Origin of the sequence: Amycolatopsis sp. H20-H5, assembly GCF_035828755.1 — a bacterium.
Taxonomy (GTDB): domain Bacteria; phylum Actinomycetota; class Actinomycetes; order Mycobacteriales; family Pseudonocardiaceae; genus Amycolatopsis.
In genome coordinates this window covers 1-12,549 of the sequence record NZ_JAYMZS010000081.1, presented here as the reverse complement: position 1 = coordinate 12,549, position 12,549 = coordinate 1, and the positions used below count along the sequence as shown (strand labels likewise).

The following is a 12,549-nucleotide window of genomic DNA, read 5'->3' as shown; positions in this document are numbered from 1 at the left end:
AAACCGTCCCTTCGCGACAGCCTCACCGAACAGGCCTACCGATAATATCGCGCACACCCTCTCGGTGTTACACCGTTCGGGCTAGGGACCGTCATCGGGCGGCTGATGGGCCCCGAGGCTTCCGGACAGTGATTCAGCAGTAAATCTTTGCTGATTGCGTTCCGTTCGCGTACCCAATATGAATCTCACGTGGAGTCTTGTATCCGATGCTGGAATGGAGAAGTCGGGCATTGCAGCGGAATTCTATGTAGCTCGCAATGTCTCGACGTGGGTGCTCCAAGGTTGGGTACTCGGTGCGATGAACTCGCTCGTTCTTCCAGGCCGCGAAGAACGACTCCATCATCGCATTTCCGTAACAAATCCCAGTCCTGCCGATCGACTGCCTGATCTTGAGTGACCGCAAGGTCTCGGCAAATTCGGCCGACATGTAATCGCTACTGCTCTCGGAGTGGAATATCGCATCACCGGAGATCGCCTACGTTCGTGTCGCCATTCCGATCGCGCAGAAATAAGAGATGTTTTATAGACGTCGCCCATTACCCAGCTGACCACAGCCTTGGTGTGCAATCGATGACCGGCACCCCATAGAGCCACCCCTTGCAGGCAGGGATGCAGGTGATGTCGCCGACCATCTTGACCCCGGACACCTCCGTCGCAGAGCCGCGGTCGAGCAGGTCGGACACAGGGCCTCTGGCGCCGGACTCGGTGAGGCTGAAGCGCCACAGTCTCGGCCGGCGAGCCACCAGGCGCAGTTCGCGTATCGCCGACCGCGCGAGCTCCCGCCCGGCGTTGACGCCTCAGCGCCTGAGCTGGGAGTGGGCGCGCCGGTAGTCGCAGGTCTCATCCGAATCGTCGAGTGCTTTCCGGCCGAGAAGCTTCATCTGCTTGCACAGCTCGGTCGTGTCCGACTCAGGTCGGGACCTCCACTCGTAGAAAACACATTGTGAAACACCGATATGAGACCACATGAACGTGACGGAGTAGGCGCACTTCTTCTCTTCAATCTCGAGCGACTCGATGAACTCGTATTTATCGGTCACTGTTGATTCTGAGCAACGTACGCCGCACATCTATTAGGAAAACGTTCTCCATCCTCAGTTCCCGGGTCTGGCGTTTCGACTCTTCGAGTTGCGCTCGTTCATCGAGGTCGAGAACTGGCTCATCATCAGCATGATCCTGTCGATACTTCGTGACCCAGTTCCCCAGTACCCGCTCACCGATACCGGAACGTGCGAGCGACCTGAGCGATCGGACGCGACGTCTTGATCGCCATCTTCGCCACTTGCTCCCGGTGCTCAGGAGAGAACCATCTACATTTCGACGGCACCTGCATCCTCGCTTCCTGAAGTGGATCTTAATTGATCCACTTCAGGAAGTTTCGAGGCGGCTCAATCGGTCACTGGACGTCACCAGCACGGGCCGTTTAGCCCCGCAGTATCACCCGCACGGGTGACAATAGAGATGAGGTGAGCTGCGGTTTTGTGTCGGATTCGCCCCGTCGCGCGGTCCCGCGGGGTCCGGATTTTCCTGGCCCAGCGGTCCGGTCGGGGCATTCAACGCCGCCACGGCGTGTCGCGGCGATAGGTCCGTACGGCGTAACACCATCGAGGGTAGCCGCGACGACAGCCGTATGTGGAGTGACGGGACATGCGGCTTTCTCGATGCCACGGGGAGAGCCAATGCTAGCCCGTTTCTCATTCTGACGAGGCGACACGAGGGTGATCGCAGACAACGCGGCAAACAAACCGATATGTGAGTAGTTTCGGAGGACACTGATGCGTCCCATCTTGCTGCGTAGCGGAGGACTGGTCGTCACGGCGACCGTTGCCGCGCTGATCGCCACCGCTGTTCCCGCCTCTGCCGCCACCGGCGGCGCATCGGCCTACGGGGTGCAAGTCACCGTCACCCTGCTTGGCCAGCCGGCAGTGACGCAGACTCCGATCCCGGTGGCCAATGCCACCGGACCGACGTCGGCCAGCCTGGCCAGCCTGACGGTGCCCGGTGTGCTCAGCGCCAGCGCCCTACAGGTCAATGCCACCCAAAATCCGACAACCGGGGAGGACAAGTCCTCAGCCACGGTCGGCCGCGCCACACTGGGGCTGCTGACCGCGGCGGCAGGTGGAACCGCGCCGAGCGCCTCCGCCATCACCGCCACCTGCGATGCCACCCAGGCCGGCGAACAGGGCAGCACCACGATCGGCACCCTGAACCTGGGCACCCTGGGCAACGGCAGCGTCGGGGCGAACATCGCACCAAACACGACCATCGCCCTGCATGTCGGCACCATCACTATCGCTACACTCGTGCTGAACGAGCAGATCCACAACCCGGACGGCAGCCTGACGGTCAACGGCTTGCACCTGACGCTGCTGACCGGTGGGCTGGGCGCTATTGGCAGCGGGGACGTCATCCTGTCCTCCGCGACGTGCGGCCCCGCAGCACTGCCGACACCGATTGCGTCGGGTATCGGCCTGTGGACCGGACTGAGCCTGCTCGCGGCGGTCGGCGTGGCGGTCGGCCTACTGCGCCGCCGGCGTGCCAACGCATGATCGGACCGTCCATCGTCGGAAGGTGACCATCATGTACAAGGCTCCCGGAGGCGCGGGCACGGCTATCGCCGGTAGCGCTGGAACCCTGGCCTTCACCGGTGTCGACCTCGTCGGCTGGATCGTGTTCGCCACGGTGCTGCTGGTGGTCGGCTGCCTCCTGCTGCTGGCCGCGAAACGACGCAACGCCCGACTGGCGCGCGTTCCCCGTCGGTGATTAACACTCGGGTGGCCGGCGGGGGGGGGGACCCCCGGCCACCCCCCCCCCCCCCCCTGGACCCCGCGTAAGGTGAGGGCCGTGCCCAGCGACGTCCTGCTGATGGTCGGCACCAGACCCGAGGCGGTCAAGATCGCCCCGGTGGCGCTTGCTATGGCCGACCACCCGACACTGCGCCCCGTCATCGTCCACAGTGGCCAGCACGACGACGTGGTCGAGCAGGCACTGGAGCCCTTCGACCTGCGCTACGACAAGCGCCTGATCGTGCTGCGCACCGCGGGCAGCCAGGCCGAGCTGTTCTCCGTCCTGCTCCCCGAACTGGACGGTCTGCTGGCCCGGTCCGCGCCGGCCGCGCTCCTCGTCCAGGGCGACACGGCAACCACGCTGGCCAGCGCGCTGGCGGCGTTCTGGCGCCAGATACCGGTCGTGCACCTGGAAGCCGGCCTGAGAACCCACGACCTGACCGCGCCCTTTCCCGAGGAAGGTTACCGGCAGATGGTCACCCGCATCGCCGCGCTGCACCTTGCGCCCACCCACCCGGCCGCGGCCGCGCTGCGCGCCGAGGGTATCCCCGACGACCGCATCATCATCACCGGCAACACGGTCGTCGACGCCGTCCAGTACATCGACAGGCGAAACCTGCCACCGCGGTGCGACACGCTGCGCGCCATCGAAAACCAACTCGACCGCACTGCCGGCCGGTTGCTGCTGGTCACTCTGCACCGCCGCGAATCCTGGGGCGCGCCGCTGGACCGCGTGCTGCTCGCGGTGCGCCACCTCATCCAGCAACACCCCGACCTGCACGTCCTGCTGCCCGTGCACCCCAATCCACTCGTCGCGCATCAGGTGCACCATCACCTCGACAGCACACCGAGAGTCCACCTTACCGCACCGCTGGACTACCCCGACCTCATCCGCGCACTGCGCCGAGCGAGCCTGGTCCTGACCGATTCCGGTGGCATACAAGAGGAAGCGCCGACCTTCGGCGTACCGGTCCTGGTCGCACGGGACACCACAGAACGCGCCGAAGGGCTGCACACCGGCCACGCCACCCTCGTCGGAACAACGACCGACCGAATCATCGCCGCCGCACAACGCCGGCTCACCAACGCCCGCGACCACCCCCTCCCGGCGAACCCGTACGGCGACGGCAACGCCGCACCACGCGCAGTCCACGCCATCGAACACCTGCTCGCGACCACGGACCAGCACAACACCGGCGTCGATCACGCTGTGGGCCACCGCGCGAATACACCCGTCACAACCGGCCCTCCGGGCTGAATGCGAGGCTGAGGGCACCGCCGAGCGAACAGAAACGCGCGGACGCGGCCAGCCACCGACAGTCCACTCGGGTATGTCAGTGTGACCCGGTACGTAACCGGTCATCCGGGCACCACCCGGCCGACCAGCCACCCCGCGCATGACTCGCCCGTGACCCGGCCTCGTCGGGTTCGAATGCCTCATACAGTGAGGCGATTCCGTGGGGGCTCACACCCGTAGTGGTCACCTGAATCAACTCTTCACGATCCCGCGTGGTCAGCGTGACCGGCCGCTTCTTCTGTGAGGGCACAACAACCGTCTTCGTCCGGCAGGGGAAGGCTTGCAGGACAACAGCATCCCAGCAACACCTGCCACAACTAGGAAGCGACACGCTACTAGGCGGGTGCCGGGAACCGGGCCCCCGACGTACTAGTGCGGCAGCCGGCGGGGCTGGAGTCTCAGGTCGGCCCGGCCACCTCCTTACGGTCGTATCCAGTGACCCAGGTCACGTAACGACACGTTCCAGAGGGGGTCTCAGCGGGAGGTGTGCGGACGGTGGGGATCGAGTTCCTCGCCGAGGATGGCCTCCACCCGGTCGGTGGCGTGCCGCAACGCCCGCCGTGCCATCACGATCCCGGTCAGGATGCTGCCCAGCGACACGGCTGCCAGTACCGCGGCCGCTATGCCGTTAGCGGCGAACCCCACGCCGGCGGCGCCGAGTACGGCCAGCAGCTGCGGCCACAGCCACAGAACGGGGCGCGCGTGCCGAGCGCGGTAGCGCCATGCTGAACCAGTGGGGTTACGTGTGTGCGTGCTCATCCCGACCTCCCTGCCGCTCTTTGTCGCCCGCACACTCATCGGCGCGGCGCCATACAATAAGTAGTCGCAACGTCGTCTGTTTGGGTTACGGCCGTTCCCCATTGAGACCAGTCACGCGCAGACGATTCTTGTGTGCAAGTATTTCGGACACAGGCCGTAGCCGGGCGGCAGCCGCAGGGGTCAGGGTCAGGGTCAGGGTTCCAGCATGGCGGACCAGACGGGCCGGGGGCACCGAGGAGACGATGCCGCAGGGTAGCGATTGTCGCCTTTCGCCACGAACACCATGCCGTACAATCAGCCGGACGAGTAACATGAGCCGGGCACATCAGCTGGCGGCCGCAGCGGTAAAGTCACCGGGTCTCAGCGCTGTAGCCGGTGGTCACGCGACCACATTAACGTCCACTGTGGATGCCGTTCGCACGGTGTCGTGAATTCGCATCTGCTGCAATTGGCGGCAGAAGAAACATCGAAACGAAAGTAGCAGTAAGCACTGATCCCGTCGCGGACCTGCTGGACATGACCGAGTAGCTGCGGCGCCCGTTCATCAGGCACGGGGAAACCGGCGCTGGGCGCTGATTCCCACGTCACACCAGGGAGTTCCGAGGGTGGCGCACGCGCGGGCGGTGTCTTTCGCGCGGCTCGCCGGGCATGGCTGGTCGCTGCGGCGGGAGTGGGGCAAGCTGGCGGCTCCGCCAGACCGAATCAAGGACCTGCTGGCCACCATCGCGGCGCGGTGATCAACTCAGGAACCCGTCGACTGTTGCGTAGCTTTATCCGACGATCCGACGATCCGACGATCCGACGATCCGACGATCGGGCGTCGGCGTAACCGGTTGACTACGCAGGGAAGCCATTCGGCATCATGACCGGATGGGACTGCTGAGGTGGATCGTCGAACTCGCCCATGACGCGAACGAACTCGTACGGCGGCGGCAACGCCGGATGACGGTCGCCGCGGGTGTGGGCAGCGTGGTGATGCGATGTCACGCCAACACCTGGAACGTCATCGCCGACGAGATGTGGAACAGGTCGGCGACAGTGCCCCAGGAGCGGATCGCGCAGCTGCCTGACGGCATGGTCGAGGTGACCTTGTCCGGACCGACCCTGATGACGCTGGTGGAGGTCACCTCCCCTGAGTGGCGCTTTCTCACCTACCCACACCAAGCGCTTGCGACTCGGGTCTACCGCGAAGTCGGCACGGTGCTCGATGCCGTTGATCCTGGTGCCTCGCCGAGTAGGCCCATCCCGCCGATCGTGCTCGACGACCAGCTTGGCCAGCTGCCGAACCCCTCGAGCGTTGACGGCGAAACTCCTGACGATCTCGTCCCTGCTCTGGTGTCGATGGTGAGATTTTCCAGTGCTGCGGCCGTTTCCGCTTCGAGCCAGCTCTGGCGGCGTCAGAGATCCCCACTGTCCGAATGCCTCTCTTCGGTGCGGGTTTCGTCGGCTGACTTCGGCGACGTAGGCGGCCCAGTCGCCGCTGAACAGCGCGGTGGATCGGGACTGCCCGCAGTGGATGCCGAGCTTGTTGAGGCGTTCGGCCATGCGGAAGGCGCTGACGGCCCGTCCCGGCCAGCCGCCGGGGAACAGCCACGGCGACGCGCCTGGATCGCCGACTGTGGCATGACCCTTGCACGTCGCGGCGACCTGGCGGACGAGCCCGGCCAGCGGTTCGGGGAGCAGGGTCGGTTCACGTCCCAGCCGGAGGTGCACATCGCTCTGGCTGACGTGGACGTCATCGAGTGTCAGGCAGACGATGCGGCTGACGGGCTGGGCATGGAGGAGCACGAGCAGCCCGGCGACGCGGTCCTCGGTTTGAGGGTGTCGTCGTGCAGCAGTCGGCGGGCCTGCTCCCCAGCGGGTCATCATCACACCTCGACCACCCGAGCACACAACCCAGTGGGTGAACTGGCGACGCCGACACCAAGCACGCTCACGCTGGTTCCACAAACGCACCAGACTCACCCGCAACCTCGAGAACACCCAGGTCAACTAGCGAATGGCTGCTGCCGTACTAGGGCTGCGTCCATCAGTTGCACCATTGCCTGTCTCCGCGCCATGGCGAGAACCACAACGCTGACCGGGCGATAGATCACGCGACCACCCCATCAGGGTGTGTCACCTGCGCTGAGGGAACTGTGTCACATCGCGTGAGACTGGACACCGCGTCTGACGATGTCGAGGAGGCCTTCACCTCCGCGCGATGTTCTGGCGGCACGCCGCGATGCTGATTCCCGGTAGTCGACCACTCGGCGAGCCAGGCGGTGGTCAGCGGGGATCCGAGGCCTGTTGGGGCTTCGTAGCGGGGGGCGCGGGTGTCGTGGCGAGCCCGGTCAATAGCACGGCCGGATCGGACATGGCTTCCAGGGCCTCCCGGACGGTGTCGGCGGACACGGCCGTCTCGTCGAAGCTCGCCGTTAGCTCCATGTGTTCACGCAGGCGTATCGCGAAAACCGTGATACCGCCCGATCCCACAGCGGGACCGAACCCGTAGTACCGGCGCTGCCCTGTTTCGTTCCAGGGCAGTTCGGAAAGGCCGGGCAGGGTGGGGATCGAGTTGAAGGTCAGGACCATCGGCGTGGTCGTGGGCGACGTCGCGTCAGGCGGGCGGGGACGCGACACCGCACCGGTGGCCGCGGCCACGACGGTGGCGGGGAGGGCTCGCCGCGTTTTCCTGGCCGCCTTCAGCGCGACCTCGACCGCGCGCGGGTCGGTGAGGTCGGCGGTGAGGTAGAGGCTCTTCGACAGGTTGCCCCAGCGCGGTCCGGTGCTGGCGGGCAGGAGCGGGCGGAGGTCGAGCAGTGTGTAGAAACCCTGGTCGTGGACCGGCATGTCGCGACGCAGAAAAGCTTGGTGCGCAAGGGAAGTGAGCACGCTGGTCAGCGAGACGCCGCGGGCGTTCGCGTTCCGCCAGCGGGTGATGTCGCGCAGCGCGGTGTTGCTCAGGACGGACCCGGCGAAGGAGGGGCGAAGCGTGACAGCGGGTCCGGTGGCACTGGGCGTCGGCGGTGCGGTCCGGTGGCGGACGTACTGAGCCCAGTCGCGGTGGTGCGGTCGCAGGCCGCGGAGCAGCGCCCACACCGGCTCGGCGGTGCGGGCGCGTTGTTCGACGGCGTCGAGCTGGGCCTGGTCCGCGCGGGACAGGGCGACCACCAGCTGGGTCAGGGTGATCGCGTCGCCCACGGCGTGATTGGTCTGGGCCAGCATCGACGTCGGGCTCACCACTACGACCAGCGGGAGGTCCGCGGGCACGACGACATGGGCGGAGATGTGCCCGTCGAGGTCGCCAGGGTCGGGATCGGCGGCCGTGACCACCATCCGGTCCAGGTGGGCTTCCCATTCGCCGAGGGGCACCGGCAGCCATCGGCACGACGCCGGGTCGAGCCGGCTCGTGATCGGCGACCCGGGATGGCGTCGCGCGTGTTCGGTGAGCACGGCCCGGATTTCGTCGACCGGCTTCACCGCCAGCGGGGTGGCGAGCACCAGCGACTTCTGCACGGTCCATGGCCGATCGATCGACGCGATACGCCGCGGACGGCGGGTGCCGGTCACGATGAGGTGTCCTTTCGGTCGGTCCGGTGCACCGCGCGGTACACCGCAAGTGTCTCTTCCGCGATCCGCGCCCAGTCTGGCACGTTGGCTTCGGTCCGTTCGGCGTCGTCGAGCCGGGCGGTGACCGCGGCGGCGACGGCCCGCGGCTCAGGGTCGATCAGGTCGGCTAGTGCGCCGAGATGGTCGGCGGCGATCTCGCGGTGGGCGGGGATGTCGCTGAGCACGACCCCGGCCCCGGCGGCAGCGGCTTCGACAGGCGCCATGCCGAACGCCTCGTGTTCAGACAGCGACACCAGGACCCGCGCCGTGCGCAGCCAGCGGTGAACCTCGGCGGTGCTGATCGGTCCGGTGAACCGGACCCGGTCGGCGATTCCGAGCTCTCTCGTCAGCTTCCGCAGCTCGTCGAGCTGCGATCCGTCGCCGACGACGACGAGCTGCGCGTCCGACGGCAGGTCGGGCAGCGCGTGCAGCAAAACCGCGACGCGCTTGTATGGCTCCAGCCTGCCCAGGCTCAGGATCGTCCGCGGCTGCCCGGGAAACGGCTCCGCCGCCCGGATCGCCGCGAGGTTGACGCCGTTCGGCACCACCCAGGTGCGCGTGGCCGCGGCCGGGAAGTCCCTCAGGACGAGGTCGCGTTCGGCGCGGGACACGCAGATGACCGCACGCGCCGCGCGGAACAGCAGCCGGCCGACGAACCGGTAGCCACGGTGGAGCAACACGGCCCCCGTGCTGTGCCCGCCCCCGTGGTAGTGCGGCGTCAGCACCACCGGCGCGAAGAAGCCGCCGAGCGCCGCGAAGCCGCACGCGGCGTGGTAGCTGTGCACGTGGACCAGGTCGGCGTCGCGCGAGGCCCGCAGCCCGGCGAGGAGCAGCCGAGGCGAGACCGACATGACCGTGGTCCGCCAGGCCGGGAACGTGGTGATCCGCACGCCCTCGCGCGTCTCGGTGACGGGACGGCGCAGGCCGCGGCGGGCGGTGAGAACCCGCATCTCGACACCGAGCGCGGTGAGTTGGCGGACGAGGTGGCCGGCGTGCGCCTCCACCCCGCCCCGCTCGGGCGGGAATCCGGGGGCCACCAGCGTCACCCGCAGTGGCCCGCTCATGAGGCGTGGGCCAGTGCGAGGACCTGGTCGGCGATGACGAGGTGGCCGCCGACGGTGGGGTGCACGTCCCCGAACTGGCAGTAGTATGTCAACGCGCACACTCGGGCCACCGGTTTCGGTATTGTCCCGTATTGCGGGTCCGTGACCACGTCGCTGAGCGGACCGTAGCCGCCGGTGGCCGCGGTGATGTCGGCGAACGACATCCCGGCGTCGCCGTACTCGGTTTTCAGCATCGGGTTGAGCAGATCTCGGAACAGCTTGACGGACGCGGTCGCGAGATCGCGGGCGCCGGGCGTGGTGGCGACCCAGGCCCCGAGATACATGTCCGGATAGGTAAGCCCGACGATCGGCACGGCCGACCCGGCCGCGGCCCGGATCCCGCTGAGGACGGCGGTCAGGTTGGTCTTCAGCACCTCGCCGGCCGCGGTGAGGCAGGACATCGCGTCGGGGCGCGGGGAGCCGTCCGACTCCTGGACGCAGGGTTTGATGTCGTTGCCCCCGATGATCACGGTGATCAGCGCCAGCTGGCTCCGGTGCGCGGCGACGAACGCTGTCGCCGCGTCGGCCTGGGACCGCCCTGGGTAGTCCGGGGCATCGGGACCGAGTGCGGCGGCGGCGCAGCCGGATTCCTCGCGCAGCTGGGTGGAGGTGACCCCGGAACAACCGAAGTTGACCAGTTTCAGCGACTTTCCCGCGATCCGGCCGCGGGCGGCGATCTGGTAGGCGAAACCGTCGGTCGTCGTCGATCCCGGACCGCTGGCCATCGGGCGGTAGCCCGCCGCGTAGGAGTCGCCGATGGAGACGTACAATCGGTCGGCCGGGGTGATCGACACGGCCGAACCCGCGTGCATGGATTTCCCTGCACAGTTGGTCAGGGCCAGTGCGGCCACCAGCACCGTCAAGGCCCAGCGACCTGGTTTCGCCACGCTGAAGTCCTCCGATTTTCTTGCGGTCACGTGTCAAGCTTATGAAATCCTCATTAACAGTAGCTACATCATTGTTTCAGGTGCGCTAAAAGCGTGGGGACAGACACCGTACCGTGAAATTCCGAGACGTGCACCACTTCCGGGGGCTCCGGGTTTGATCCCCGGCCCCCGGCTGCCGGAATGCCCGTTTCCGCCCGATCGCTGTGAGCAGGGACACGGGAAACTGCTGTTGAGCGCTGGTTATTACGTAATTCTTACGAGTTGCACGAGTTGCGATACAAACCCGGATGGTTGTCGAAGTATGGGCACATGCTCACTCCGGGTGAGAAAGTCACCCCCGTGGGCATATCAACTGTGTTACAGCGGGTGAATTGTGCTATCTTTTCGGTGATTTGTCACAGCCGAGCGTGATCAGTCGACGTTGCACTTACCAGGCGTCCACCGCGATTCCAAGTCCACCGCGATTCCAATCCGGGAGAACAGATGGTCAAGCTCTCCATAGTCATGCCCGCCTATAACGAGAGTGCGACTATTGTCTTGGCGATTGAGCGGGTGCTCCAGGTCGACTACCCGTGCCCCGTGGAATTGATCGTCGTGGACGACGGGAGTTCCGACGACACCGCCGCGCTGCTCGAACGCTTCACCGCTCGTGGACTCCGCCTGGTGCGCCATCCGCGCAACCTCGGCAAGGGCGCCGCGGTGCGTACCGGTGTCGAGCACTCCACCGGCACCCACATGATCATCTTCGACGCCGATCTCGAGTACTCCCCGTCCGACATCCCGGCCATGCTCCGTCCGGTGCTCGACGGCCGTGCCGACCACGTGTTCGGCGCCCGCATCTTCGGGTTCAACACCCGGTACACGTCATTCCGCTTCGCCGCCGGCGGTCGGGCACTGACCTTGGTCGCCAACCTCCTCTACGACAGCTGCCTCACCGACATGCACACCTGCCTGAAGTTGCTGCCGGTCGAGGACTTCCAGACGCTGCGCCTCTCCGAGGACGGTTTCGGTCTCGACACCGAGCTCACCGCGCGGCTCATCAGGGGCGGCGTGCGCCCTTACGAGGTGCCGATCAGCTACAACGGCCGCTCCTTCGAGGAGGGCAAGAAGATCGGCTGGCGCGACGGCGTCCACTGCCTGTCGATCCTGACGAAGGTCCGTGCCGAGCGGTTCCCGCAGGCGCTACCTGCGCCGTCGGCCCGCGCCGCCGTCGCGGAGTCCTTCCCCGGTAAGTATGTTCTCCCGATGACCGGCACGACCGGCGACCGCGCCGAAGGCGGCTGGCGGGTGACCGGCCCTCACCCCGAGGTTCAGGTCCTGCCGACCGGGGAAGCGGATACTGACGACGCGGCCGTGGCCATCTGAAGTCCTCTCGGACTTCAAGGGCACGATCGGGTAGGCGAGAAGGAGACAGGATCTTGGACGGCGCCGCAGTGGGCGACACGGTGATGGACGACGGCGCGGACGACGGTCGGCGACCCCGCAGGCGAGTGTGGATAGTGGGTCCAGGCTTCCGGTTCCTCAGTGGGCTGTCGGTGTACACCTGCCGCCTGGCCAACGCCCTTGTCGCCGAGCACGACGTGTCGGTGCTGCTGCTACGGGGGTTGATCCCCGCCCGGCTCTACCCCGGTGGCAAGCGCACCGGACAGAACTTGACCAGCCTGCGCTACGCCGACGACGTGCGCCTCGCCGGCGAGATCGACTGGTACTGGGGCGATCAGATCCGCCGGGCCGCCCGCGCGCTGGCCCGCGAACGGCCCGACGTCCTGGTCCTGCAGTGGTGGACCGCCGCGACACTGCACACCTACCTCGTCCTCGCGATCGCCGCCCGCCGGGCCGGAGTGCCCGTGGTGCTCGAATTCCACGAGGTGCAGGACACCGGTGAGGCGTCGGTGCCGTTCGTGGCGGGCTACTGCCGCCGCGTGATGCCCGCGTTGCTGGCGCGCGCGTCCGGCGCCCTCGTGCACAACAAGCACGACCTAAACCTGCTCCACGAGACCTACGGCGCGGCGAAGCTGGAACACCTCGCCGTGCAGATCGCCCCGCACGGCCCGTACGACCACCTGTCCGCCGCCCCCGCACCGGACACAGCGGACGCCTGCTCCGACGGGGTGACCAGGTTGCTG

11 protein-coding genes are annotated in these 12,549 nt (G+C 66.8%); 6 read left to right on the top strand and 5 right to left on the bottom strand.

The features are described from left to right. Positions 1–133: 133 nt before the first annotated feature. Entirely contained in the window at positions 134–427 is a 294-nt protein-coding gene (locus tag QMK34_RS47990; protein WP_442785261.1) for an integrase core domain-containing protein, read from the bottom strand. A 1,348-nt stretch (positions 428–1,775) separates the two neighbouring features. On the opposite strand from QMK34_RS47990, the gene QMK34_RS32925 reads away from it, so the two are divergent. The 3 genes from QMK34_RS32925 to wecB all read left to right on the top strand — a co-directional run bounded on the left by QMK34_RS32925 (position 1,776) and on the right by wecB (position 4,044). After that, on the top strand, positions 1,776–2,549 hold the full coding sequence (locus QMK34_RS32925; protein WP_326418562.1) for a choice-of-anchor P family protein: 774 nt from the start codon (positions 1,776–1,778) through the stop codon (positions 2,547–2,549). 31 nt (positions 2,550–2,580) lie between these two features. Next, positions 2,581–2,763, top strand: a complete 183-nt coding sequence (locus tag QMK34_RS32920; protein ID WP_326418561.1) for a hypothetical protein — start codon at positions 2,581–2,583, stop codon at positions 2,761–2,763. 102 nt (positions 2,764–2,865) lie between these two features. Next, positions 2,866–4,044, top strand: coding sequence for a non-hydrolyzing UDP-N-acetylglucosamine 2-epimerase (wecB, locus tag QMK34_RS32915; protein WP_326418589.1), 1,179 nt, complete (start codon positions 2,866–2,868; stop codon positions 4,042–4,044). 513 nt (positions 4,045–4,557) lie between these two features. Here wecB and QMK34_RS32910 read toward each other — a convergent pair. After that, positions 4,558–4,842 carry a hypothetical protein gene (locus tag QMK34_RS32910; protein ID WP_326418560.1) on the bottom strand — a complete coding sequence of 95 codons (285 nt, stop codon included), beginning with the start codon at positions 4,840–4,842 and terminating at the stop codon, positions 4,558–4,560. Positions 4,843–5,712: 870 nt separating this feature from the next. Between QMK34_RS32910 and QMK34_RS32905 the strand changes: the two genes are divergently transcribed. Beyond that, positions 5,713–6,933 carry a hypothetical protein gene (locus QMK34_RS32905; protein WP_326418559.1) on the top strand — a complete coding sequence of 407 codons (1,221 nt, stop codon included), beginning with the start codon at positions 5,713–5,715 and terminating at the stop codon, positions 6,931–6,933. Positions 6,934–7,110: 177 nt separating this feature from the next. Here QMK34_RS32905 and QMK34_RS32900 read toward each other — a convergent pair whose 3' ends face one another. The 3 genes from QMK34_RS32900 to QMK34_RS32890 are packed head-to-tail and all read right to left on the bottom strand — an operon-like array spanning position 7,111 to position 10,423. Continuing rightward, positions 7,111–8,394 carry a hypothetical protein gene (locus QMK34_RS32900; protein ID WP_326418558.1) on the bottom strand — a complete coding sequence of 428 codons (1,284 nt, stop codon included), beginning with the start codon at positions 8,392–8,394 and terminating at the stop codon, positions 7,111–7,113. Then, on the bottom strand, positions 8,391–9,497 hold the full coding sequence (locus QMK34_RS32895; protein ID WP_326418557.1) for a glycosyltransferase family 4 protein: 1,107 nt from the start codon (positions 9,495–9,497) through the stop codon (positions 8,391–8,393). The genes QMK34_RS32900 and QMK34_RS32895 overlap by 4 nt, the downstream gene beginning before the upstream one ends. Continuing rightward, positions 9,494–10,423 carry a GDSL-type esterase/lipase family protein gene (locus QMK34_RS32890; RefSeq protein WP_326418556.1) on the bottom strand — a complete coding sequence of 310 codons (930 nt, stop codon included), beginning with the start codon at positions 10,421–10,423 and terminating at the stop codon, positions 9,494–9,496. The genes QMK34_RS32895 and QMK34_RS32890 overlap by 4 nt, the downstream gene beginning before the upstream one ends. Positions 10,424–10,906: 483 nt before the next feature. On the opposite strand from QMK34_RS32890, the gene QMK34_RS32885 reads away from it, so the two are divergent. Next, on the top strand, positions 10,907–11,788 hold the full coding sequence (locus tag QMK34_RS32885) for a glycosyltransferase family 2 protein (protein ID WP_326418555.1): 882 nt from the start codon (positions 10,907–10,909) through the stop codon (positions 11,786–11,788). Between the two features lie 53 nt (positions 11,789–11,841). Further along, a partial coding sequence (locus tag QMK34_RS32880; protein WP_326418554.1) for a glycosyltransferase occupies positions 11,842–12,549 on the top strand: 708 nt, incomplete at its 3' end.